A 25,177-nucleotide genomic window follows, 5' to 3' on the forward strand; every position below is an offset into this window, starting at 1 on the left:
AATCTCTCGTTGAGCTTCGAAGCGGAGGTGAATTCTAGCGAGTTAATTTGAAGAGTCAAACACTTTTTCAAATTTTCTTTTTTAGAAGCTTTCCCTCAACCAACACTGCCTGAAGCCTTGCGGCGTCTGCCGTGTCAGTGAGGGCGCATTATAGGGATAAAATTCAGGTTGGCAATAGTAAAAACAAGAAAAAAGCACACAAGTGAATCAAGCGCTCAATAAACCATCAAAAAACTGAATTTACCCGATTTATTGACTGATTTCGACCTTGGACAATAAACAAAGAAGGCTATGCCACGGGCATAGCCTTCATAAAAAAGAGTTACTGATGAGCGACGATATCACCCTCTTTAACATCAAGATAGATTGGTGTACCAGGAATAAATTGCCCTGATAATATCGATTTTGCTAATGGATTCTCTATTGTTTGCTGAATAGCACGTTTTAACGGTCTTGCACCATATACTGGATCAAATCCAATGTGGGCAACAAGATCTAACGCGTCATCGCTAACAATTAATCCATAATCTTTATCGGCTAAACGTTGACGTAAACGCTCTAACTGAATAAAGGCAATAGATTTAATCTGCTCTTGAGCTAATGGGTGGAACACCACACTTTCATCAATCCGGTTTAAAAACTCGGGACGAAAATGTTTGCTCACGACCTCCATAACTTGCTCTTTCATAGTCTGATAATCCAAATGAGCAAAATTTTCTTGGATGCGTGATGACCCTAAATTGGAGGTCATGATCACTACCGTATTACGAAAATCAACGGTTCGACCTTGACCATCGGTTAATCGACCATCATCGAGCACTTGTAATAAAATATTGAACACATCAGGATGCGCTTTCTCAACCTCGTCCAACAACAATACGGAATAGGGTTTACGCCGTACCGCTTCAGTCAAGTATCCGCCCTCTTCATAACCTACATAACCAGGAGGCGCACCAACAAGACGAGCTACTGAATGTTTTTCCATAAATTCAGACATGTCGATACGCACCATGGCATCTTCACTATCGAACATGAAATTAGCCAGCGTTTTACAAAGCTCAGTTTTCCCTACACCCGTTGGACCTAAGAATAAAAAAGAACCTATTGGGCGATTAGGATCCGATAATCCAGCTCGACTACGACGAATAGCATCAGCAACCACCTCAACCGCCTCCGACTGCCCGATGACACGTTGATGTAAAAACGTTTCCATCTGCAACAGCTTCTCTTTTTCGGCTTCCAGCATTTTCGCAACAGGAATCCCCGTCTGTTTTGACAATACTTCAGCAATTTCTTCATCGGTAACTTTATTGCGTAACAAGGTCATCTCTTGCATTTCAGCTTGAGTCGCTAAATCTAGCTGTTTTTCTAGTTCAGGAATCCGTCCATATTGCAACTCAGACATGCGGTTTAAATCACCAGCACGTCTTGCCACTTCTAAATCTAAACGCGCTTGTTCTAATGCTGATTTAATGTGTTGCGTTCCCGATAACGCTGCTTTTTCTGTGTTCCAAATTTCTTCTAATTCTGAATACTCGCGCTCTTTTTCTTTTAACTCATCATTAATAATGCCCAGACGTTTTTCGCTCGCATCATCGTGTTCATTACTTAATGCTTGCTGTTCAATCTTCAATTGGATAATTTTTCGTTCCAATTTATCAAGCACTTCCGGTTTTGAATCCATTTGGATACGAATACTCGAAGCGGCTTCATCGATTAAATCGATCGCTTTATCTGGCAATTGACGATCGGAGATATAACGATGCGATAATGTTGCCGCAGCAACAATCGCAGGATCGGTAATCTCAACATGATGATGCAATTCATAGCGCTCTTTTAACCCTCGTAGGATCGCCACCGTATCTTCAACGCTCGGTTCATCCACTAAAACTTTTTGGAAGCGACGCTCCAATGCAGGATCTTTTTCGATATACTGGCGATATTCATCGAGTGTTGTCGCGCCAACGCAATGCAATTCTCCACGCGCCAAGGCCGGTTTGAGCATATTCCCGGCATCCATAGACCCTTCACCTTTACCGGCGCCGACCATGGTATGTAATTCATCAATAAATAAGATGACATTACCTTCTTCTTTGGCCAGCTCGTTCAGCACCGATTTTAAACGCTCTTCAAATTCACCGCGATATTTAGCTCCTGCGACTAAAGCGCCCATATCGAGAGAAAGTACCCGTCGGCCGCGTAGCCCTTCTGGCACTTCATTATTAATAATTCGCTGTGCTAAACCTTCGACAATGGCGGTTTTACCCACACCAGGTTCACCGATGATCACTGGGTTATTTTTCGTACGCCGTTGCAAGACTTGAATGGTACGGCGAATTTCATCGTCACGGCCTATCACGGGGTCTAATTTGCCTTGCTCAGCTCGTTCAGTCAGATCAATCGTGAATTTTTCTAAAGCTTGACGCAGTTCTTCGGCATTAGGATCATTAACTTTTTGCCCACCACGGATGGTTTCAATCGCTGCAGAGAGCTTTTTCTCACTCAATCCAACCTCTTTTAATAATTGACCAAGAGGTCCTTTATCTTCGATTGCCGCTAGCAAAAATATTTCAGAGGAGATGTACGCATCTTGGCGTTTTTGTGCCACTTTATCACAGAGATTAAATAACGTACCCAACGCACCAGATAGCTGAACATCACCACCAATCCCACTCACTTTAGGGAGCCTGTCGAGCATCTCGCCTAGTTTTGAGCGTAGCTGTGCCACGTCAATATTCAACATGGTTAACAACGGACGAATAGGACTGCCATTTTGATCGAGCAGTGCCACCATTAAATGAACTGGCTCGATATACTGATGATCACGACCTAGAGCCAAAGACTGCGCATCAGAAATGGCTATTTGAAATTTACTGGTAAATCTATCAAGACGCATAACCACCTTCCTAATCTCATTCAAGAGAAACTAATCACATAGAGAACATGGTTACGCAAAGAAGATATTTCAAGTCAAAGGGGATAACTTTATGAGCAGAAAATGCGCTATATAAGGCTATAGAACAAAGGACAAACTTAAAGTGGACTAACAAGCGATAGCTTATTAGGTAACAGAAAAGAAGGTTAGCCATACAGAGTCAGATTTTAATCACGAAACCGTGCTATTTTGTCTGACTATTCTATCCAGATGAAGCAAGCCTGTCGGCCAGTTACGCCATCGCGTCGGTACGAATAAAATTGCTGATCATGTTGATAAGTACATAAATCACTTTTAACCACCTGATCAATACCAATTTTTGCTAAACGTAATTGTGCAAGTTGAGCGATATCGGCCAACCATTTGCCGCAATTGGATGTTGCTGAAAAAGCCCTTTGCGCATGACTATCATAATCGCAAAAAACCTGCCTGACTTCATCACCAACCTCAAAGGCTTGAGGACCAATCGCAGGACCAAGCCAGATTAAAACATCATCAGAAAACTTGTCTAAAGCCTGCTCAATAATCCCTCCGGCTAATCCTCGCCAACCCGCATGAACCGCGGCAACTCGAGTACCTTGCATATTGGTAATCAATATTGGTAAACAATCAGCTGTCATGGCTGAACAGACGACACGCGGAGTTGATGTAACAATACCATCAGCATCCAGCACTTTATAACTAGGCTGGCTGACTTCAATCACTCGAGTGGAATGTGTTTGATTAAGCCAGATAGGCGGGGATGGCATCCGACAGTATTGTTGCAACCAGTCGCGATTTTTTGCCACTATCGACGGATCATCCCCAACATGCATGCCAACATTCAAACCATCGTAAGGCGGAAGAGAAAATCCACCATGACGGGTTGAACAAAACGCTTTCACATTGTTAGGCGCTGGCCAGTTAGGAATGATCACCGACATGGTTTAATACTCTTGCGAATAGTTCAGTTTAGCATCTTCACGTAACGCTTCTGTCATAATAACCATATCATCGGGCACTGGAGCATGAAACTCAAGCTCCTCGCCAGTGATCGGGTGTTCAAACTTTAACATTACGGCATGCAGTGCTTGTCTATCAAAAGCTCTAATCATTTCCGTGAGCTCAGGGGTTGCTCCTTTAGGAATACGCGCCCGACCACCATAAGCACTGTCACCTAACAACGGATGTTGCAGATAAGCCATGTGTACTCGAATTTGGTGAGTTCGCCCGGTTTCTAAACGCAAGCGAATCCGGGTATGTTCACGAAAATGTTCTGCGACACGATAATGCGTAACCGCAGGTTTACCCATTTGATTCACCGCCATTAAAGTACGCTTTGTTGAGTGACGACCGATTGGTTTATCAATCATGCCACCCGCGGTCATTTTACCGATCGCAATCGCTTCATATTCACGGGTAATATTGCGTTTTTGCAAATCTCTTACCAAACGTGTTTGTGCTGGGACTGTCTTCGCGACCACCATTAAACCCGTCGTATCTTTATCAAGACGGTGCACAATCCCTGCACGTGGAACTTCTGCAATTGGTGGATAATGAAAGAGTAAAGCATTTAATACGGTACGATCTGGCGTTCCCGCCCCAGGATGAACGACAAAATCTCTGGGTTTATTGATCACCAGAATATCGTCATCTTCATAAACGATATTAAGTGGAATATCTTGCGCTTCCCAGCGTTGTTCATCTTCTAGCTCGGCCAGAACGGTAATGCTCTCTCCTCCCATCACTTTGGTCCGAGGCTTAGTGACCACCGTTCCATTGACTGTAATTTTGCCATCTAACAACCACTCTTTAAGACGAGAGCGGGAAAAATCGACAAATAATTCTGCTACCGCTTGGTCTAAACGCTGACCAAGCTGGCTTTCTTTTACTGTTTGAGTTAATTCAATCTGCTGAGCCATATCGAACTTTTTTAAAAACCGTGAGACTAATAGCCACGAGTGTGGAAAAATATGTTTTCATTGTATCTGTTACTGATCGGAAAGTAACGAAACGATTTACGGAGCAAGCTCGCTCCAAGTTTAGAAGCTTTATTGCAAGGAACCTAACCCTGACATGAAATACCAAACTTTATCAGGCTTACTCGCATTATCTTTATTAGTTGGCTGTTCAAGTAAAGAAGAGATTGTCCCTGACGTTCCACCCGCAGAGTTGTACAGTGATGCTCAAACTTCATTGCAAAGCGGTAATTGGTTAACCGCCATCGATAAGTTAGAAGCACTAGACTCTCGCTACCCCTTCGGAGCGTATTCAGAGCAGGTTCAGTTGGACTTGATCTACGCTTACTATAAAAATGATGATCTCGCTTTAGGGCTTGCGACCATTGAACGTTTTATTCGTCTCAATCCCACTCATGAAAAAATGGATTGGGTTCTGTACATGCGCGGCTTAACTCATATGGCCCAAGATCGAAACTTTATGCACGATCTATTCAACATTGACCGTAGTGATCGCGACCCAGAACCAGTAAAAGCTGCTTTCGCAGATTTTAAACGTCTACTTGAACGTTACCCAAACAGTTTATACGCTAATGATGCACAACAGCGCATGATTGCTTTGAAAAATCGTTTAGCTGAATATGACTTAGCGACGGCTGATTTTTATTTACGCCGTGAGGCTTGGATCGCCGCGATTAATCGAACTCAAGAGCTACAGAAAACCTATCCGGGTACTGAAGCAGCACGCAAATCCTTATCTATTCAGCTAAAAGCTTATCAGCAACTAGGCTTGACTGATGCGGCCGAGCGAACCAAACAGCTAATGCAACTGAACGCTCGTCCTTAAGCTTAAATTCAGCATCATTATTACCCCTCGTTTCTATAACTAAACGACTGAGTTATGGGTAAGCGAAAAATCAATGCCCCCACTTGCATTAATCAATAATGCAAGTGGGGGAAATCGTTGACTCAAGTGGATAAGCAGAAAAGGGGGGAAATCATAATAAAGCGAAGCATTAAGGAAGGTATATGGCATTTTTTTAGGCCGTAACAAAGCGCTAAAATAGGCATAATATTTAGTGATTCCACTCATCAATCTAGCGCTTTCTTTGATAATAACAAGTCTTTTTATCCACTATTCCTACCACTCTTTGCGAAAGGTCACGTTTGCTTTCAAGCGTATCAACACCCAACAAAAAAGAGATCTTGATCACATTATTTTATCCAGAAACCTGTAATCTGAAGTTAACCCATAAGGGATGCAACAGAGGAAAAACACTATGCAAATGAACATCACTGGCAAAAACATTGAAATCACCTCTGCAATCCGTAGCTACATTGAGAGTAAGTTTAAAAAGCTCGAAAAATGGCAAGTCGATATCACCGGTTGCCAAGCAAGCTTTAGTGAACAACCCAATAAGCAGAAAAAATTTGAAGCGACGGTCACTATCCCGAAAGGTCAACTAGTCGCTTCTGCAATTCACGAGGATCTCTATGCCGCGATTAATGAAGTTGAACAAAAATTAGAGCGACAGCTCAATAAATTGCGCCATAAACCCGATGCTCGTCGTACCGAGAAACCTGAAATTGTAGAAGTCGAAGAATAATCTTCCCCTGTTATCCATTTAGCGCCTTAGGGCGCTATTTTTTTGCTTGACGCTGTTTACTGGCTTGCTTATTGTGTCCATTCAATCGCTAAGGTAGCAATAACCGATGTTAACCTCTCATTTTCTGTTTGTTTTTAACTTCTTTTTTCTCCAATAATCTTGGAGGGTTGCTCGTTTAAAGAAAATAAGTCAAAAACGAACAGACAGAAAGCCTCCCATCGGGAGGCTTTTTTATAAGGATTTAGTTATGACCAGCCCAAAACTGTCACTAGAAGAGATTCGCGACCGATTAAATACCATTGACAATCAATTGCTTAGACTACTTTCCGAACGTCGCCAACTGAGTGTCGAGGTCGCCAAGAGTAAAGTACAAACCTCAAAGCCCGTACGCGATCCCGTTCGCGAGCAGCAACTATTGGTCAAGTTAATTCAAGTCGGTAAACAGGATTATCAATTAGACGCCCAATACATTACCAAACTGTTTCATACGATTATTGAAGACTCCGTATTACTGCAGCAAGCTTATTTACAAAACCTAGCCAATCCACAAAACCGCAAGCCATTGGCTAGAGTTGCTTTTCTCGGTGCGAAAGGCTCTTACTCACATCTTGCGACCCGAGAATATTTCAGCCGTAAAAATACTGAGCTTATCGAACTCAATTGCGAACAATTTAGAGACATTACCAAAACCGTTGAATCTGGCCATGCAGATTATGGTGTTTTACCAATTGAAAACACCAGTTCAGGCTCGATTAATGAAGTGTATGACTTACTTCAACATACCACCCTATATATCGTCGGCGAGATCACTCAACCGATAGAACACTGCTTAGTTGCCACACAAGATATCCGCTTAGAAGCGTTGAAAATTCTCTATTCACACCCACAGCCACACCAACAATGCAGTGAGTTTTTAAGTCGCTTGCAAGGGGTCAAACTGGAAACCTGTGCTAGCACTGCCGATGCGATGAAAAAAGTACAACAACTGCAACGTGATGATGTTGCAGCAATCGGCAATGCAGCAAGTGGCAAATTGTATGGCTTACAATCGATTCAAACCAATATCGCTAACCAAACAGAAAACCATACTCGGTTTATTGTTGTGGCCCGTAAACCAATTGAAGTCTCAACTCAAATTCCAGCAAAAACTACCCTGATCATGTCAACGGCACAAGAAGCTGGCTCATTAGTCGCCACCCTATTAGTGCTCCAACGTTATGGTATTAATATGACCAAACTGGAATCCAGACCTATCATGGGTAATCCGTGGGAAGAAATGTTCTATGTCGACTTGCAAGCTCATCTGGATTCAGAAGAGATGCAAAAAGCACTTAGTGAACTAACTAAACTGACCAAACATTTAAAGGTACTTGGCTGTTATCCTATTGAGAATATTAAACCCACTCAGGTTAAGTTAATCCCAGCGTAAAAAACTGCTGATGGTGCAATATCTAACAATGTTGAGTGATTGCTAAGTGGAAAGCACGTCAGTCACCATTAATATAGATAACCATAGTGATTGGGACAAACGAACGTAGCTATACCCAAACGACTTGGAGTTGCAGGTAGGCGGCAAGTAAGTAAATCCCGATGAGCATAAGCAAACTATGTGATTGGGGAGCCAACACCGCTGCTGCTTCAAGTAGGAAAGGGATAACACCGCAACAATTCAACTAGCAACAACATATTGACTAAGAAATAAAGAGAATCTCAGCATGTCATCAAATCAAGCCATTATCCATATCATCGTCGCTTCACTGAATCCTGCCAAAATTAACGCCGTTAAAAGCGCTTTTGAGCAATTATTTCCTAATCATACATTGCAATTACAGGGCGTGACGGTTGATAGCGGCGTTGCTGCTCAACCAATGAGCGATGAAGAGACCAAACAAGGCGCACTTAATCGAGTACACCATGCCGAACAAGCTTATCCAGGAGCCGATTTTTATGTCGGCTTAGAAGCAGGCATTGAGCAGGGAATGACGTTTGCTTGGATGATCGTTAAATCGGCAGAACAATATGGCGAGTCTCGTTCTGCCAGCCTCATGCTCCCCCCCGCCATTAACCAACGTTTACACGCCAACAATGAACTTGGTGAGATTATGGATGAAGTATTTGGTACCGATAACATCAAACAAAAAGGAGGAGCGATCAGTTTACTTACTCAACTTCATTTAACTCGTAGCTCAGTTTACCATCAGGCTCTTATTTTAGCCTTAGTACCATTTTTGCATCCCGAGCTATTTATGCCTTTAGATTTAGATAAAGCACCGAAAAAATAGTCACCACTTACACGACTCAAGCAAACAGGTGCGAATTTAACCTATCGAAATAAAACGCTTTTTCCTTTTCACTTACCGCAATATCATTCATATCACAGCAAATCATACAATAAGCTATTTGAGTAGCAACGATGCCAAAGCTTCACGCTCAGTTAATGAGCGTGATTTCAACTCATTAGAGCCACGAGTAATGGTTGCGACCCCCACTCCCAGTAATTGACTCATTTGTCGTTGAGATAACTCCCCTTTCAGTAACTCACAGAGAATATTGATTCGTGCAACTAATGCCTCTCGTTCATCAGGCGTCATTAACATGGTCAGTAGCATCTCATGTTGATCGAGTGATGCCGCTTGTTGCACCAAGGTTAATAATTCGCTCCAGTCACTGTAATCCGGTTGTGTTGACATGGTTGTACTCGTTAAGTGATACATGCTCCGTATTGTAGAACAGACTGCGAGGGAATCAATACATAGTCTGCAACTCATTGTCGGTTAAAAATGGGCCATTTACTCCCATCACATCGCGATAGTAAGTTTCAAACATCAACACGTTTTGGATATAGCCTCTGGTTTCGCGAAACGGAATCGCCTCAATAAACGCATAAGCATCTAACTGCCCTTGAGTCTGTTCTCGCCAGCGATCGACTCGGCTTGGGCCAGCATTGTAAGCAGCAAAAGCTAAAATACGATTATTGTTGTATCTCGCCAATAAATCATTCAGATAGTGACTGCCAATTTCAATATTTTTACCGACTTGGAAAAGCTCATCTTCATGTTGATAACTTAAGCGATATTTTTGCGCGGTATAGCGAGCCGTTGTCGGCATGACCTGCATAATGCCCCGAGCACCAACAGGAGAACGCGCTTCGATATCCATCGCACTTTCTTGCCTCGCCAACGACATCAAGGTAATCGGATCAATACCATGTTTCTCTCCATAAAAATTGAACCACCATTGATGGGCGAGAGGAAAACGTAACTGAGTATTATCCCATAAATTGGCCGATATCGTCGCGCGGACCGTTAAATAATACCAATGTTGTGTGGCAGCATAGACCGCGAGCATCTCTTTGCTGGGTTGTTCCACTCGCTGCAATAGCCAATTCCATTCGCTCTTCGCTGCGGCGATTTTATCGCGCTCAATCAACTCACCGATGCGAATGAGCTCTGTTTGATAAGGTTTAATCAACTCGCGATTTAAAGAGAGCGTCGAACTTGGGTATTGAATAGATTGTTGTAATGCTTCTGCTTCTGCTTCTGCTGCAGCAACACTATAAAAATTACGTAACCCGAGCAAGCTACGCATTCTTTTCAGTCCCCGTTCCGCTTGTCCTGCTTGTAATTCACTGCGTGCTAACCAATATTGCCAACGCGTTGAAGCTTTATCTTCTGCGGGTAATTGCTCTATCCACTTAACTATTCCCTGCCAATCCATACTGCGCAACGCTAAACGTATTCGAGTTTCAATTAAGTGGGTATTATCACTGCCCATAATCATACTATCGCGCCATTGTTGAAGCTCAGGTGGTTCGACACTCATCATACGTAAAGCGATATATTGCCCAGTCCGAGCACGCAACGAATCCGACCAATCTAGCTGTTTATCAACTAATATCCATAACCGTTGGGCTTGAATCGCATCGGCTCTCGCTGCTTTTTCTAACGCCAGCTCCACCTGACGATACAACAGGGTTTTATCGCGATACTGGGTAATAAAACTCACCACCGTTTCAGGTTTGTCGTACAAGCCGATCATTGCCAACGCTTCTGCATGTGTCGGTTTGCCATTCAGCTTACTGGCTAAATGACGCATTAATGACCGATTTCGCCCTTCAAAAGCCAATAGCATACGTTGTAAAACTAGACTATCCGTCAAGCCACCTTGCTGCTCCCACACCGTGAAGAGCGGATCGCAAGCCGAAGAAACACTTGCGCCACTTTGCCACAGCGCTTTAGCGCCAACGAAGGCTTCGTTGTAACGCCCAGTTTTTAACTTGGCATGATAATAGTGACAGCGATACGTTTCTCCATTGGGTTCATTCGGTGAAAACTTCAACATCTCCGCCCACTTTCCCTGACTCGCTAAAGCATCAAAATAAGGTGCACTGATCCGATTTGAAAAAGGAAATGTTTTATGACTATCGATAAAATTACGCACCACAATCGGAGACTTGTCACCTAAATCAATCAAAAAGCTCCGATAATCGAGATATGGTGTTAATGGATAATCGGCTATCTGTTTGCGCGCTTTTTTGAAACGTGTGACATCTTTATTATCTAACCATTGCTGCGCTTGTTCATACAATTCACGTTGCGCTTCTAAGTCTAAGGTTTTGCTAACCCCTAAGTGACTAAAACTCATTGCACCGATCAAAACGCAGCCGAGCAGCATTGATGAACTGTGCTTATGCCGTTTCAATAAAGCTCGATACCCCATTGCGATGATCCCTTCTATTTCCCTTTCCCAATTCACATTATTACGCAGATTCTTCAGCGAAATGTAAAGGTGTAAGATGTAAACTTGAAGTCAATAGTAATAAAAAACCTTAATCCACTTGTTGCATTTAAATTTCTTACACATTGTGTGGTTCATTTCCCCAGTCAGAAACCGTCAACCAAGCAAAATAACTGGCTGACGAGTAACAAAAGGATTAGCTTTGATATAGAATAATGGCTTTGTTCTGTTTGAAAGATTAGGAATGATCGGCAATGGCTGAATACGTCTATACCATGTCGCGGGTGAGCAAAATTGTGCCTCCTAAGCGTCAAATCCTCAAAGATATTTCGTTAAGCTTTTTCCCTGGTGCTAAAATCGGCGTGCTTGGCCTCAATGGCTCAGGTAAATCGACACTCCTACGCATTATGGCAGGGATTGATCAAGATTTTGATGGCGAAGCTCGTCCGCAACCCGGCTTAAATGTGGGATACCTTCCCCAAGAGCCTGTCTTGGACGAAAATAAGACGGTGCGTGAAGTGGTTGAAGAAGCGGTTGCCGATGTGGCCCATGCACTCAAGCGACTCGATGAAGTCTACGCCGCTTATGCTGAACCGGACGCAGACTTCGACGCCCTAGCCAAAGAGCAAGGCGAGTTAGAAGCGCTGATCCAAGCCAAAGATGGCCATAATTTAGAAGCCGCTCTTGAGCGCGCCGCCGACGCTTTACGTCTGCCTGAATGGGATGCCAAAATCGCCACTCTATCAGGTGGTGAACGCCGCCGAGTCGCGATTTGTCGTTTACTGCTTGAAAAGCCCGATATGCTACTGCTCGATGAGCCCACCAACCACTTAGATGCTGAATCTGTGGCTTGGCTTGAGCACTTTTTAGTTGATTATAGCGGTACTGTGGTGGCGATTACCCACGACCGTTACTTCCTCGATAATGCTGCAGGTTGGATTTTAGAACTGGACCGTGGTGAAGGTATTCCATGGCAAGGTAACTACACGTCTTGGCTAGAACAAAAAGATGAACGTTTGAAACAAGAAAAAGCCGGGGAAAGTGCCCGTCAAAAAACCATCGAAAAAGAGCTAGAATGGGTTCGTCAAAATCCAAAAGGTCGTCAAGCTAAATCTAAAGCGCGGATGGCTCGCTTTGAAGAGATGACCACCGGCCAATACCAAAAACGTAACGAAACCAATGAATTGTTCATCCCACCTGGTGAGCGTCTTGGTGATAAAGTGCTGGAAGTCAACAACCTAACCAAATCGTTTGGTGATCGCGTACTGATTGATAATCTGTCATTCAGCATGCCGAAAGGCGCGATCGTCGGTATTGTCGGTGCTAACGGCGCCGGTAAATCAACCTTATTTAAAATGCTTAGTGGCGCAGAGCAGCCCGATTCAGGAACTATTGAGTTAGGTGAAACGGTTAAATTGGCTTCGGTCGATCAGTTCCGTGACAGCATGGATGACAAGAAAACGGTCTTCCAAGAGATCTCTGAAGGCGCGGATATCATTAAGATCAATAACTTTGAAATTCCAGCACGAGCCTATTGCTCTCGTTTCAACTTTAAAGGTAATGATCAGCAAAAAATCATTGGTGAGCTATCTGGGGGGGAGCGTAACCGCGTCCATCTAGCCAAGCTGCTTAAAGCGGGAGGCAACGTCCTACTGCTCGATGAACCAACCAACGACTTAGATGTTGAAACCCTACGCGCACTCGAAGAAGCCTTATTGGAATTCCCAGGCTGTGCGATGGTGATTTCGCACGACCGTTGGTTCCTTGACCGTATTGCCACTCATATCCTTGATTATCGGGATGAGGGACAAGTCAACTTCTATGAAGGTAACTATACCGAATATATGGAATGGCTAAAGCGCACGCTTGGCGCTCAAGCGGCTGAGCCACACCGTATTAAGTACAAACGGATCAGCAAATAATCCGTTACTCAGATTAAGCTACCTTCGGGTAGCTTTTTTTACTCTTCACAAAACCTTATTTCGTGCGCCAAATTCGAGTTAAGGTACCTGCACTCTGCTATGCTTAATGCGTACTCATTACGCAATTGTAGGACTTATGATCGAACGTCGACAGTTTTCACGCATCCTTTACCAAGCGCCAGCAATGTTGCAGCAAGGCGATATACAGCTCACGACTTGTATCCACGACCTTTCTTTACGTGGTTTGCTACTGTGGGCCGTCGATGAACCCAATTTAGATAGCGAGCAGTTACTAGACGTGGCGTTTACCCTGCCGGAAAGCGAGATCACAATTCGCTTAACTGGACAATTGGTGCGGAAAAATGAGCGCATTCTGCATATCAAGATAGTTCATATTGATTTAGAGAGTATCGCCCATTTAAAACGCCTAGTAGAACTCAATATCGGTGATGACGAGCTTTTACACCGCGATTTAGAACATTTAGTGACTGAGGCTCCATAACGTTTCTCAACGTTGCCAGGCATCGCTGGCGTGTTTAAGCAAGTGCTGACTCTCTTGCATAAACTGCTGAGAATAATCACCAAACCAATCACTCACTTGGCGAAACTGGCTGACAAAACCGGGTTTATCCCCTTGTTTAAGCAAGCCGACCGCTTGTTCTAGACTATCCTGAAAACGGCCAATCATCTCAATATTCTCTTGCGAAGATAAAATAATATCCGCGTATAAATTTGGGTCTTGCCCAAACAAACGCCCGACCATCGCCAATTCGAGACGGTAAATCGGTGAGCTTAATTTAAGCAACTGTTCAATATTGGGATTGACTTTACTTAAATGCAGGCCGTAAACAAATGAAGTGAAATGGCGTAATGCTTGAATTAAGGTCATGCCTTGGTCGTGCTCTTGGGCATCAATGGCACATAAACTCGCTCCCCAAATCGCAAATTGGTCCAGCAGCCATTGATACTGCTCCACTCCTCGGCCATCACAATACACGATGACTTGCTTTGCTAAGCTTGGGACATCAGGTCCGAACATCGGGTGTAAACCAACCACAGGGCCAGAATGAACCTTCAACATGGCCGCCAACGGCTTCGATTTAATTGACGTTAAATCACATAAAATACAATCGGAAGGGAGTTGATTGAGTTTCTCAATCACACCGACAGTCAAATCTATCGGTACCGTTACCACGACTAAGCCTGCATCATGTAAGAGTTCATCGGCGCGATGCCAATCTTGGCTACCCAGCACTTTGACCTGATAACCGGATAACTCAAACATACGAGCGAACAGGCGGCCAAGTTGGCCATGACCACCGATGATCACCACTGAGCGTAATTCAGGCTTTAAACATTTAAAACCTGAGTCTTTCTCACTGGCGTAAGACTCGCGCATGGTTCGGCGTAAAATATCTTCGATTAATTGTGGTGGCACACCTTGTGCTTCAGCTTCAGTACGGCGCGACGCCAGCATACTCGCTTCTCGTTCTGGAACATAAATCGGCAATCCGTAACGGCTTTTGACCTCTCCGACTTGCTCAACTAATGCTAAACGGCGAGCCAGTAAATCAATCATCTGTTTATCCAATGCGTCGATTTGTTCCCGTAATGCATTCAACTCTTCAGCCATCGTTGTTCCTTTATCTACGATTTACAGCGGTCTGCTAAAAAAGGCACCAGCGCCTGGTGAGCATGACGCAATAATTGTTCTGTCGTTTGCCAATCAATACACGCATCCGTGATTGAAACGCCGTATTGCATTTGCGATTTAGGTAGCTCCGCCGATTGATTTCCTTCGTTTAAGTGACTTTCAATCATCACACCGATGATCGAGCGATTTCCTTCGCGAATTTGATGAATCACATCTTCGGCCACCAATGGCTGGCGACGATAATCTTTACGTGAGTTGGCATGACTGCAATCGACCATCAATGCCGCGTCCAATCCAAAACCAGTTAATTGTTGTTCACACTCAGCGACCGAAACGGAATCGTAATTGGTTTGTTTGCCGCCACGTAAAATCACATGGCCATTCATATTACCTTGTGTAGTTAAAAGAGCCACTTGCCCTTCACGATTAATGCCCATAAAACGGTGGCTTGATGACGCGGCTTGCATCGCGTTAATCGCCGTCGATAAGCTACCATCGGTACCATTTTTAAAGCCAATCGGCATAGAAAGACCACTGGCCATCTCACGGTGAGTTTGTGATTCCGTCGTTCGAGCGCCAATCGCTGCCCAGCTGAAAGTATCGGCTAAATATTGCGGACTGATCGGATCAAGCGCCTCTGTCGCAAGTGGCATGCCCATCTCCGCTAAATCTACCAATAATTGACGGCCAACATGTAAACCATGCTCAATATCAAACGATCCATCAAGATGCGGGTCATTAATCAGGCCTTTCCAGCCAACCGTGGTACGTGGTTTCTCAAAGTAAACTCGCATCACAATATACAGTTGATCGCTCAGCTCAGCCGCCAATGCCTGCAGACGTTTAGCATACTCTTTTGCGGCTTGAATATCATGAATAGAACAAGGGCCACAAACCACCAATAAACGGTGATCACGTTTATGGATAATATCCGCGATGGTTTGCCGAGATTGTCGAATCGACAGTCTGGCTTTTTCACTTAATGGCAGTTTAGCTTTTAATGCATCAGGGGTAATCAATACCTGTTCATCAACAATATTAATGTCACTTAAATCACTTTTCTTCATTATCACACCTGTAATCTTTAATTTACACCAAAATGTATTTGGCGACTAAAACTCAACTAAACACAAAATAACAGGCTAAAAAAACATTTCAAGTGTAAATTTAAAAAAACAATTAATGTAAACTAAAAATTACACACCAGGTTCAACATAGCATTGGAAAAGTAATTCATTCAACCAATGTATTTTATTGCCTTCAAGTTACTTAAAATAGCGGCTTTGACTCTTTATGACTAGGCGCAAACATCGATGGAACTGATCCTCTCCCTACTACAGCAAATGTGTGTCTACTTAGTCTTGGCTTATATGCTGAGTAAAACCCCAATCTTTCTGCCATTACTCAACATTTCAGGTCATTTTAGTCATAAAATGACCGTTTATGTGCTGTTTTCATTGTTTTGTATTATGGGCACCTACTTCGGATTGCACATTGATGATGCGATAGCCAACACGCGAGCGATTGGCGCGGTTATGGGCGGGTTATTTGGTGGTCCTTTGGTCGGTTTTGCTGTCGGGTTAACAGGAGGTCTGCACCGTTATTCTCTTGGTGGGTTTACCGATCTTGCCTGTGCTATCTCGACCACCGCCGAAGGAGTCATTGGCGGCGTGTTTCATGCTTATTTACTTAAACGAGGCAAACGCCATTTACTGTTTAGCCCTAGTGTGGTGTTTGGCATTACCTTCGTCGCTGAAATTGTGCAGATGGTTTTGATCTTACTGATTGCTAAGCCGTTTAGTGAGGCTTATCACCTCGTGTCTGCGATTGCGGCGCCGATGATCATCGCCAACTCAGTAGGGGCGGCATTGTTTATGAGTATTTTACAAGATAGGAAAACCATTTTTGATGAGTATTCGGCGACTTTTTCACGCCGAGCGTTAAACATCGCCGAACGTTCGGTTGGCATTTTAGCGGCAGGTTTCACTCCAGAAAATGCCCATAAAATTGCTCGTATTGTTTATGAACAAACCAATGTGGGTGCCGTTTCAATTACCGATTGCGACAAAATCCTCGCTTTTGTCGGCGTTGGCGATGATCACCATCGACCGAATACCGCGATATCTTCACAAAGCACTTTAGACGCCATAAATCGTAATGCGATCATTTATCTTGATGGTAAAGAGCATCCCTATCAATGCTCATTATCGGCAAACTGTAAATTGGGTTCCGCATTGATTATTCCACTACGAGCAGGAGATCGAGTGATCGGGACCATCAAGTTGTACGAGCCGAAACGGAAATTATTTTCAACCATTAATGTCTCAATGGGCCAAGGTATTGCTCAACTACTCTCAAGCCAAATTCTGTATGGTGAATATCAAGCGAAACAAATTCTTCTCTCACGAGCTGAAATCAAATTACTGCAAGCTCAAGTCAACCCACATTTTTTATTCAATGCACTCAATACGATTAGCGCCGTGATCCGACGTGATCCAGCTAAAGCCCGCGATCTTATTCAGCATCTTTCGCAATTTTTCCGCAGTAATCTCAAGCAAAATGTTGAAACGGTCACCTTGCAAGATGAGCTCGCACACGTGAATGCCTATTTAACCATTGAAAAAGCACGTTTTAGCGATCGTTTAGAAGTTGAGATTACGATCGATGAGCCACTATTAACTCGTCAATTACCGAGCTTTACTTTGCAGCCCTTAGTGGAGAATGCGATTAAACATGGAGTATCTAATCTGCTCGAAGGCGGTAAAATACGCATCTATAATCTCGCCGAGCCTGCCGGTCAGCGCATAGTGGTTGAAGATAATGCGGGGAGTTATCAAACGCCACAACACGATCACGATGGTTTAGGAATGCACATTGTCGATAAACGTTTAATCCATCAGTTTGGTCACTCAGCAACGCTTAAAATTGACGTTGAGCCAAACCATTGCACGCGAATGAGTTTTCTCATTCCTGAACAACAACGAGGAGCTTAAGGGATGGTAACGTTATCAGCTTTAGTAATTGATGATGAGTGTTTGGCCCGAGAGGAACTCATTGAATTACTCAATGAAAATGGCAACATGCAGGTAATTGGTGAAGCGAATAATGCAATTGAGGGACTGAAAAAAATCAATCAGTTTAAGCCGGATGTGGTGTTTTTGGATATTCAAATGCCACAAATTACTGGGATTGAACTGCTCGCGATGCTCGATCCTGACACCATGCCCAAGGTGGTGTTTGTGACTGCCTATGACCAATACGCACTGCAAGCCTTTGAAGATAACGCCTTTGATTATTTACTCAAACCGGTCGATCCGACGCGACTTGAAAAAACCATCCAACGTTTACAACGTAGCGTAGCGAAAACGCCGGATTACTCGATTCTCGCCCCCAGTCAGCTTGATCAAGTACCGTGTATTGGCCTCAATCGGATCATGATCATCCCAACGGGAGAGGTCGAATTTGCTTGTAGTGATATCGCTGGAGTGCACGTGCAAACCGCGCAGCAGCGAGCAAGCAGTCAACTGACGTTAAAAGTCCTAGAAGAAAAAACGCCTCTGCTACGTTGTCATCGTCAATATCTGATCAATCTTAAAGCCATCAAAGAGATCAAATTATTAGACAACGGTCTTGCAGAGATCATCACCCGTTCAGGCTACATCGTCCCAGTAAGCCGCCGTTTTTTAAAAGAACTCAAAGAGAAATTGGGGTTTTATTAGCCCCAATTTATTGATGAGAGAATCCTATTGCCACGCTAGAGTTAAGCGGAAGCCTCAACCAAACGGCGCATTGCCAAAGACGCTTGCTGCCATTCTGATGAGGACTGTAGTTGACGATAAGTAAAACTCTGCTTTTTCAATAAGGATAACGCTTGTGGTACTTCACTGATCGGCAGATTATCCAGCACCTCAACCGCCGACTCGCGTCGATTACACATCAAAATCATGTCGCATCCCGCCGCTAAAGACTGCTGTGCACGTTGTGCTGGGTCGCCCATTACTGCCGCCCCTTCCATACTCAAATCATCAGAAAAGACAATCCCTTGAAAACCGAGCTGTTGACGCAGTACTTGTTTTAACCAATAAGCCGAGCCACTGGCCGGTTGTGGATCATAATGAGGATAAATCACATGGGCAGGCATCATCGCATCCAAAAGACCTTGATCGATATGAGCGTTGAAAATGGCCATATCATCAGCAATCGAGTCACGTTCATCAAATGGCGTTTCGAGATGTGAGTCTGCCAGCACCGCTCCATGCCCAGGAAAATGCTTCCCTGTGGTAGCCATACCCGCAGCTTTCATACCGCGCAGGTAAGCTCCGCTATAGGTCAGAACACTCTGTACATCATCACCAAAAGCTCGGTTACCAATTGCCCGACAATCAAAACCTTTATCCAATACTGGGGCGAAACTGAGATCAATATCATGAGCAATCAGTTCAGCAGCCATTAACCAACCACCACGATACGCCAACGCTTCACCATCAGTCGATTGCGCGTAACGCTGCGCAGCAGGAATAGGACTAAAACCGTCACGAAAACGCTGTACTCGTCCCCCTTCTTGATCAACGCCAATCAATATTGGCCGTTTAGCCGCTTGACGAATAGCGTGATTGAGGGCAACTAACTGTTGGCTATCATGGTAATTACGAGCAAACAGTATCACGCCTCCCACGGTAGGATGAGCGAGAATTTCACGATCTTCCGCCGTCAATTCATAACCGGCGACATCAAGCCATAACGGTCCCATGTTGGCTCCTTATTCAATGAGAAAGTTGAGAGTATTATCGACGTCATGCTCGTGTCGTTAGCGTGATACGAGCAATAAAAATGCAAATTAGCATAGCGAGTAAAGTTATTCAGGTAGTTTTTCAATTACAATGTCGTTTATCTTATCAATCACTTGGCAAATCGTATAACGATCGGAGTCGCTTGTGGACAATCCTGAACTGTATATTGGCATCATGTCTGGCACCAGTATGGATGGCGTCGACAGTGCATTAGTCTCCCTCACTGGCAATACCATCAAACTATTAGCACACGATAGTTTACCGATGCCAGAATCTATCAAGCAGCGCTTGTTAAATATTTGCTTAGGTCAGCCCACCAACTTACACGAGATTGGTCAGTTGGATCATCAACTGGGTCACCTATACGCACACGCAGTAGAACAATTACTGGCGCGCAGTGGTTATCGCCCTGAGCAAATCACAGCGATTGGTAATCATGGGCAAACCGTCTTTCATCAACCTACGGGGGAAACACCATTTACCACTCAGTTGGGCGATGCGAACATTCTTGCCACCCGTACTGGGATCACCACTGTAGCCGATTTTCGACGTAAAGATATCGCATTGGGTGGTCAAGGAGCTCCGCTGGTCCCGGCTTTTCACCAAACCATTTTTAATGCCACCGATTCAACTCTCATCGTTCTTAACATTGGTGGCATTGCCAATATCTCAGTACTCACCACTGATAAGCGTGTCATCGGCTACGATACAGGGCCAGGCAATGTGCTGATGGATTATTGGTGCGCGCAGCACACTGGTCGAGCTTATGACGAAAATGGTCAATGGGCTCGACAAGGCAAACTTGATTTACCCCTCTTGCAGCGATTAAAAAAAGATACTTACTTTTCGCAACCTGCGCCCAAAAGTACCGGTAGGGAATGGTTTAATCTCGCTTGGCTTGAAAGCAAATTGGCAGGATTAAGCGTAAACCAGCAAGATGTTCAACGTACGTTATGCGAACTCACCGCACAAACCATTAGTGAACAAGTTAATCAGTATGCTCAAGGAGCCGCACCGCAGTTATTAGTCTGCGGTGGAGGGGCACAAAACGCCTTGTTAATGGAGCGCTTACAAGCCAACTTACCCACTTGGTTGGTTGCTCCCACTCAAGCGAAAGGCGTCGATGGTGATTATATGGAAGCCATGGCTTTTGCTTGGTTAGCCCAGCGAAGGATCCATGGTTTACCAAGCAACTTACCGAAGGTCACCGGCGCTAAACGAAGCACTTCGTTGGGCGTTATTTACTTACCTTAAACAAACGAACATGGCAGAACATCAGCGGTTGTATTCTCGCCAACCGCGCTGCCATTCCATGCGAAACTTATGGGCTTGTTCAGTCCCCTCGCAAACGCCTTCGTAATACTGTCCACTGAGCCCCATCTGATAGGCAAAGTTAGGATTGCAATATTCTTGAACACCGTCTAGATAACCACGTTCATAATCAGCATGCTTGGCACTACCTAATTGAGATAGCGTTTGATAAGAGCGTTGTAAATTTCCAGCAATGCCATCGTTATAACCGATTTGATACCAATCTCCTTTCGCGGCGAGTTGATCATCGCTAGCGGCACAACCGAGCATTGCTAATAACCATAAAGCCATTACCCATCTTTTCATAAGTCACCTATCCACTGTTGTTAACCATTGTAACCTTTTATTAAAAACCACTTACCAAGCTTAAATGCCGCTTAATAAATTATACGACCACTGATAACAAAACGCCGTGCTAGTTACGAATTGTTCATTTAGTCTTCTACCGATTTTACCCCTACACATCCTACACCTAAGCCACTCAACGAAAAGTGAGCTAGGTATAATACAACCTGATAAAGGATACTGACTATGTTGTGGTTTCTCACCTGTGTTGCCGCGCTGATTGGTGGTTATTTTCTCTACGGTTTAGCCGTTGAAAAAATCTTTGGCATCAATGAACAACGCAAAACCCCCGCGCACACCAAAACCGATGGTGTCGATTATGTACCGATGTCGACACCTAAAGTCTACTTAGTCCAGTTGCTTAATATTGCTGGTGTGGGCCCTATTTTTGGTCCAATTATGGGAGCACTTTATGGTCCAGCAGCGATGCTATGGATTGTCTTCGGCTGTATTTTTGCTGGTGCGGTTCACGATTACTTCTCCGGCATGCTATCGATTCGTAACGGTGGCGCATCGGTACCGACGATCACCGGACGTTACTTAGGCAATGGCGCCAAACATTTTATGAACATTTTTGCCATTGTTCTACTACTGCTGGTCGGTGTCGTCTTCGTCTCAGCGCCAGCTGGTATGATAACCAACCTTATCAACTCACAAACCCATTTCACCGTCACCATGACCAGCATGGTGGTGATCATTTTTGCTTACTACATTATCGCCACCATTGTCCCAGTGGATAAAATCATTGGCCGTTTTTACCCGCTGTTTGGCGCGCTGCTGATTTTTATGTCAGTGGGGCTAATGAGCGCTATCGCTTGGTCGAGCGATCATCAAGTGCTTGGTGGCTTTGAGATGCGAGATATGTTCAGTAATCTCAACCCTAATGATATGCCACTTTGGCCTGCATTATTTATTACTATCGCTTGCGGTGCTATCTCAGGTTTTCATGCCACGCAATCGCCGCTCATGGCACGCTGTATGGAAAATGAAAAAAATGGCCGCTTCGTGTTCTTTGGCGCGATGATCGGGGAAGGGATCATTGCTCTGATTTGGTGTACGATTGCCCTGTCTTTCTTCGGTTCACTCGATTCACTTTCAGCGGCGGTAGCAAATGGGGGACCAGGCAATGTCGTTTATAGTGCTTCCTTTGGTTTGCTTGGCGTATTTGGTGGAATACTGGCTTTTCTCGGCGTGGTAATTTTACCGATCACCTCTGGTGATACGGCTTTCCGTTCCAGCCGTTTGATTCTTGCCGAATATTTTAATATGGAGCAAAAAACGCTGCGCAATCGACTCATGATGGCGCTACCACTGTTTATTCTGGGTGGGATTTTAACCCAAGTCGATTTTGCAATTATCTGGCGCTACTTTGGTTTCGCTAACCAATTGACCGCGGTAATGATGTTATGGACCGCATCCGCTTATCTACTGCGTCACAATAAGTTGCATTGGATCACAACCGTCCCAGCCCTGTTTATGACCACGGTTTGTGTGACCTTTATCCTCAGTAATAGTGCGCTGGGCTTTGGCTTAGCCATGACACTCTCGACCATTATTGGAATAAGCACATCATTAATCGCGATGGTCTATGTGATGCGTATTTCCAAAGGCAAAGGCGATATCGATTTGGCTGAACAGCAAGAGATTGAGAAGAACTCGGTCGAAACCGCTTAGCAAAATACACCATCGTTAAGCTGTTCGTATTAAGACCAGCGTAAAAAAGGGGCTAAATACATTAGCCCCTTTTTAGCCTGTGACGGTTAAGCCAACAGGCTCATTAAATCGGTTATCAATTAATCTGCTTAATTTGGAGCTCTTTAGGTACCTCAAAGAACATATTTTCTTCTCGGCCTAACACTTCTTCAACGTCCGTGGCTCCAAAATCTTTAATTTGCTGCAAAATTTGATTAACCAGCGCTTCAGGAGCAGAAGCACCCGCCGTTACCCCGATCATAGTGACATCATTGAACCAATCTGGTGAGATATCTTCAATACAATCAATCAAATAACTAGGCGTACCTAATTTTTCTGCCAGTTCTTTTAACCGAGTTGAGTTGGACGAGTTTTTCGATCCGACAACGACCATCACGTCCACTTGCTCGGCCAAAATACGCACCGCGTCTTGACGATTTTGTGTCGCGTAGCAGATATCATCTTTACGCGGCCCTTGGATCTCAGGGAAAACCTCACGCAGCTTTTCAATCACATCAGCCGTTTCGTCCACGGATAGGGTGGTTTGACTGACATAATGTAAATGAGTTGGATCTTTTACTTGAGTTTTTAAAGCATCGACATCTTCCGGCTTTTCCACCAAATACATCTTGCCTTTTTGACTGGCGTATTGCCCCATGGTGCCTTCCACTTCAGGGTGCCCCGCATGACCAATCAAAACCACTTCCATATGGCGACGACTCGCACGTGCCACTTCCATATGAACTTTAGTGACCAAAGGACAAGTGGCATCAAATACCGTCAAAGCTCGAGCTTTGGCTTCTTGACGAACCGCTTGAGACACGCCATGAGCAGAGAAAATGACGATACTATCGTCAGGGACTTCACTGAGCTCTTCAACAAAAACAGCACCACGCTGTTTTAGTCCTTCAACCACAAAACGGTTATGGACCACTTCATGGCGTACATAGATCGGCGGCTGATACAGCTCTAATGCACGTTCAACAATGCTGATCGCGCGATCAACGCCAGCGCAAAAACCGCGTGGGTTAGCTAACAATATTTTCATGTTATGGCTCATGGATTCAAATCGGGCTAGTGTAAAGTAAATTAATCAACGGAGACAATTTCGACATCGAAAATAACCTCTTGGCCAGCAAGAGGGTGATTAAAATCAACGGTCACTGAGTCGCCAGCGATTGCGGTAATAATACCAGGAATTTCCATCCCATCAGGACCACTAAATGCCATAATAGTCCCAACATCGACGTCACTGTCACCGACAAATTTACCACGATCCATATAATGGATATGATCAGGATTTGGCAATCCAAAAGCATCTTCAGCAGCCAGCTCAATCACTTTCTTTTCTCCCGCTTGCATACCATGCAAGTGACGTTCAAAATTATCACTGAGACTACCATCCCCCATGATCAATTTGGCAGGTTTTCCCATATTATGGGTACTATCCGCTACCGAACCATCCTTGAGTTTAATAGTAAAATGTAACGTCACAGCAGAATTATCAGTAATGATACTCACGTTATTAGGCTTCCTTAAAATGGTCAATCGCCTCTCTGGAGCGACTTATTATGAACAATGACAGAGATGACGGCCTTCATGCTCATCGCTGTACATCTCCACGCTGAGTGATAAACACGTTAGCGTTATTGAAATACTCCCGACACGTTCTAACAAAAAGCGCCGACCGAATCAACGGACGACGCTTAAGGTTATTCAATGACGATAGACTTAAAACCGTTATTTCTTATTGCGAAAGCCATCTAAAATAACCATCGCAGCCCCAATACAGATCGCGCTATCCGCTAAATTAAAGGCTGGCCAGTGGTAAGTTTTCCAATAAAAATCGAGATAATCGACCACAAAACCGTGCACGACGCGGTCAAAAACATTACCAACCGCACCACCAATGATCAATGCATAAGCAATGTTATTCCATTTCTCTGTCGCGGGTAAACGGCGCATCCAATACACCAATAACGCTGTGACAGCAAAAGCAATGGCCGTAAATAGCCAACGCTGCCATCCCGCTTGTTCACTGAGAAAACTGAATGCTGCGCCGTAGTTATGAACATACAATAAATTAAAAAATGGCAGTACTTCTATCCGATTATGCCATCCATAACCCATGTTGTTCATGACGACCGATTTAATCCCGATGTCAGCCAGAAAAATCAGCAGCGCTAGCCAAAGCCAACGCACACCGGATTGTTTTAACGTTAATGCCTGTTGAGTCATAGATAACCT

General features: G+C 44.3%; 22 protein-coding genes and 1 other annotated feature. Of the genes, 10 read left to right on the forward strand and 12 right to left on the reverse strand.

Annotated elements, in window-relative coordinates:
• Positions 1 to 322 precede the first annotated feature (322 nt).
• The 3 genes from clpB to rluD all read right to left on the reverse strand — a co-directional run bounded on the left by clpB (position 323) and on the right by rluD (position 4,836).
• The gene (clpB, locus tag CAG60_RS06725; RefSeq protein WP_158138824.1) at positions 323 to 2,896 is read right to left on the reverse strand and encodes an ATP-dependent chaperone ClpB; all 2,574 of its coding nucleotides are present in this window, start codon (positions 2,894 to 2,896) and stop codon (positions 323 to 325) included.
• A gap of 236 nt (positions 2,897 to 3,132) precedes the next feature.
• Positions 3,133 to 3,858, reverse strand: coding sequence for a peptidoglycan editing factor PgeF (pgeF, locus tag CAG60_RS06730; protein WP_161425346.1), 726 nt, complete (start codon positions 3,856 to 3,858; stop codon positions 3,133 to 3,135).
• A gap of 3 nt (positions 3,859 to 3,861) precedes the next feature.
• The gene (gene rluD, locus CAG60_RS06735) at positions 3,862 to 4,836 is read right to left on the reverse strand and encodes a 23S rRNA pseudouridine(1911/1915/1917) synthase RluD (RefSeq protein WP_154170295.1); all 975 of its coding nucleotides are present in this window, start codon (positions 4,834 to 4,836) and stop codon (positions 3,862 to 3,864) included.
• Between the two features lie 154 nt (positions 4,837 to 4,990).
• On the opposite strand from rluD, the gene CAG60_RS06740 reads away from it, so the two are divergent.
• The 4 genes from CAG60_RS06740 (at position 4,991) to yjjX (ending at position 8,761) form a co-directional block, all read left to right on the forward strand.
• Positions 4,991 to 5,719 carry an outer membrane protein assembly factor BamD gene (locus CAG60_RS06740; RefSeq protein ID WP_154170293.1) on the forward strand — a complete coding sequence of 243 codons (729 nt, stop codon included), beginning with the start codon at positions 4,991 to 4,993 and terminating at the stop codon, positions 5,717 to 5,719.
• Between the two features lie 433 nt (positions 5,720 to 6,152).
• Positions 6,153 to 6,479: a ribosome hibernation-promoting factor, HPF/YfiA family gene (hpf, locus tag CAG60_RS06745; protein WP_004394106.1), complete on the forward strand. Its 327-nt coding sequence runs from the start codon at positions 6,153 to 6,155 to the stop codon at positions 6,477 to 6,479.
• 111 nt (positions 6,480 to 6,590) lie between these two features.
• Positions 6,591 to 6,715, forward strand: a sequence feature (Phe leader region).
• A gap of 11 nt (positions 6,716 to 6,726) precedes the next feature.
• On the forward strand, positions 6,727 to 7,908 hold the full coding sequence (gene pheA / locus CAG60_RS06750; RefSeq protein WP_158144743.1) for a prephenate dehydratase: 1,182 nt from the start codon (positions 6,727 to 6,729) through the stop codon (positions 7,906 to 7,908).
• Between the two features lie 286 nt (positions 7,909 to 8,194).
• Complete coding sequence (yjjX, locus tag CAG60_RS06755; protein WP_161438569.1) at positions 8,195 to 8,761, forward strand: inosine/xanthosine triphosphatase; 567 nt, start codon at positions 8,195 to 8,197, stop codon at positions 8,759 to 8,761.
• A 114-nt stretch (positions 8,762 to 8,875) separates the two neighbouring features.
• Here the strand turns inward: yjjX and trpR are convergent, their stop codons facing one another.
• Positions 8,876 to 9,169: a trp operon repressor gene (trpR, locus tag CAG60_RS06760; RefSeq protein WP_212752405.1), complete on the reverse strand. Its 294-nt coding sequence runs from the start codon at positions 9,167 to 9,169 to the stop codon at positions 8,876 to 8,878.
• A gap of 55 nt (positions 9,170 to 9,224) precedes the next feature.
• Positions 9,225 to 11,198, reverse strand: coding sequence for a transglycosylase SLT domain-containing protein (locus CAG60_RS06765; RefSeq protein WP_161438570.1), 1,974 nt, complete (start codon positions 11,196 to 11,198; stop codon positions 9,225 to 9,227).
• A gap of 272 nt (positions 11,199 to 11,470) precedes the next feature.
• On the opposite strand from CAG60_RS06765, the gene ettA reads away from it, so the two are divergent.
• Positions 11,471 to 13,138 carry an energy-dependent translational throttle protein EttA gene (gene ettA, locus CAG60_RS06770; protein WP_161438571.1) on the forward strand — a complete coding sequence of 556 codons (1,668 nt, stop codon included), beginning with the start codon at positions 11,471 to 11,473 and terminating at the stop codon, positions 13,136 to 13,138.
• A gap of 136 nt (positions 13,139 to 13,274) precedes the next feature.
• On the forward strand, positions 13,275 to 13,640 hold the full coding sequence (locus tag CAG60_RS06775) for a PilZ domain-containing protein (RefSeq protein WP_161438572.1): 366 nt from the start codon (positions 13,275 to 13,277) through the stop codon (positions 13,638 to 13,640).
• Between the two features lie 6 nt (positions 13,641 to 13,646).
• On the opposite strand, the gene tyrA is transcribed toward CAG60_RS06775, so the two are convergent.
• Together tyrA and CAG60_RS06785 are read right to left on the reverse strand one after the other, a co-directional pair.
• Positions 13,647 to 14,771, reverse strand: coding sequence for a bifunctional chorismate mutase/prephenate dehydrogenase (tyrA, locus tag CAG60_RS06780; RefSeq protein WP_161438573.1), 1,125 nt, complete (start codon positions 14,769 to 14,771; stop codon positions 13,647 to 13,649).
• A 14-nt stretch (positions 14,772 to 14,785) separates the two neighbouring features.
• Positions 14,786 to 15,859 carry a 3-deoxy-7-phosphoheptulonate synthase gene (locus CAG60_RS06785; RefSeq protein ID WP_004394115.1) on the reverse strand — a complete coding sequence of 358 codons (1,074 nt, stop codon included), beginning with the start codon at positions 15,857 to 15,859 and terminating at the stop codon, positions 14,786 to 14,788.
• A 246-nt stretch (positions 15,860 to 16,105) separates the two neighbouring features.
• Between CAG60_RS06785 and CAG60_RS06790 the strand changes: the two genes are divergently transcribed.
• Together CAG60_RS06790 and btsR are read left to right on the forward strand one after the other, a co-directional pair.
• Positions 16,106 to 17,785, forward strand: a complete 1,680-nt coding sequence (locus CAG60_RS06790; RefSeq protein ID WP_161426156.1) for a sensor histidine kinase — start codon at positions 16,106 to 16,108, stop codon at positions 17,783 to 17,785.
• A 3-nt stretch (positions 17,786 to 17,788) separates the two neighbouring features.
• Positions 17,789 to 18,511 carry a two-component system response regulator BtsR gene (btsR, locus tag CAG60_RS06795; protein WP_154170280.1) on the forward strand — a complete coding sequence of 241 codons (723 nt, stop codon included), beginning with the start codon at positions 17,789 to 17,791 and terminating at the stop codon, positions 18,509 to 18,511.
• A gap of 41 nt (positions 18,512 to 18,552) precedes the next feature.
• Here btsR and nagZ read toward each other — a convergent pair whose 3' ends face one another.
• Positions 18,553 to 19,542 carry a beta-N-acetylhexosaminidase gene (gene nagZ / locus CAG60_RS06800; protein ID WP_161426155.1) on the reverse strand — a complete coding sequence of 330 codons (990 nt, stop codon included), beginning with the start codon at positions 19,540 to 19,542 and terminating at the stop codon, positions 18,553 to 18,555.
• A 184-nt stretch (positions 19,543 to 19,726) separates the two neighbouring features.
• On the opposite strand from nagZ, the gene CAG60_RS06805 reads away from it, so the two are divergent.
• Positions 19,727 to 20,836, forward strand: a complete 1,110-nt coding sequence (locus CAG60_RS06805; RefSeq protein ID WP_161438574.1) for an anhydro-N-acetylmuramic acid kinase — start codon at positions 19,727 to 19,729, stop codon at positions 20,834 to 20,836.
• A 21-nt stretch (positions 20,837 to 20,857) separates the two neighbouring features.
• Here CAG60_RS06805 and CAG60_RS06810 read toward each other — a convergent pair whose 3' ends face one another.
• A complete protein-coding gene (locus tag CAG60_RS06810) occupies positions 20,858 to 21,199 on the reverse strand; it encodes a DUF2799 domain-containing protein (protein WP_040903772.1) in 342 nt (113 codons plus the stop codon).
• A gap of 225 nt (positions 21,200 to 21,424) precedes the next feature.
• Between CAG60_RS06810 and CAG60_RS06815 the strand changes: the two genes are divergently transcribed.
• Positions 21,425 to 22,912 (forward strand): carbon starvation CstA family protein, encoded by a 1,488-nt coding sequence (locus tag CAG60_RS06815; protein ID WP_161438575.1) that lies wholly within the window; start codon positions 21,425 to 21,427, stop codon positions 22,910 to 22,912.
• A 115-nt stretch (positions 22,913 to 23,027) separates the two neighbouring features.
• Here CAG60_RS06815 and ispH read toward each other — a convergent pair whose 3' ends face one another.
• The 3 genes from ispH to lspA form a co-directional block, all read right to left on the reverse strand.
• Complete coding sequence (ispH, locus tag CAG60_RS06820) at positions 23,028 to 23,990, reverse strand: 4-hydroxy-3-methylbut-2-enyl diphosphate reductase (protein WP_161438576.1); 963 nt, start codon at positions 23,988 to 23,990, stop codon at positions 23,028 to 23,030.
• 29 nt (positions 23,991 to 24,019) lie between these two features.
• Positions 24,020 to 24,451: an FKBP-type peptidyl-prolyl cis-trans isomerase gene (gene fkpB, locus CAG60_RS06825; RefSeq protein ID WP_040903775.1), complete on the reverse strand. Its 432-nt coding sequence runs from the start codon at positions 24,449 to 24,451 to the stop codon at positions 24,020 to 24,022.
• Positions 24,452 to 24,670: 219 nt separating this feature from the next.
• Positions 24,671 to 25,168, reverse strand: a complete 498-nt coding sequence (lspA, locus tag CAG60_RS06830; RefSeq protein ID WP_158138837.1) for a signal peptidase II — start codon at positions 25,166 to 25,168, stop codon at positions 24,671 to 24,673.
• Positions 25,169 to 25,177 lie beyond the last annotated feature (9 nt).

The organism is Vibrio sp. V33_P6A3T137, assembly GCF_009904835.1.
Lineage (GTDB): Bacteria > Pseudomonadota > Gammaproteobacteria > Enterobacterales > Vibrionaceae > Vibrio > Vibrio metschnikovii.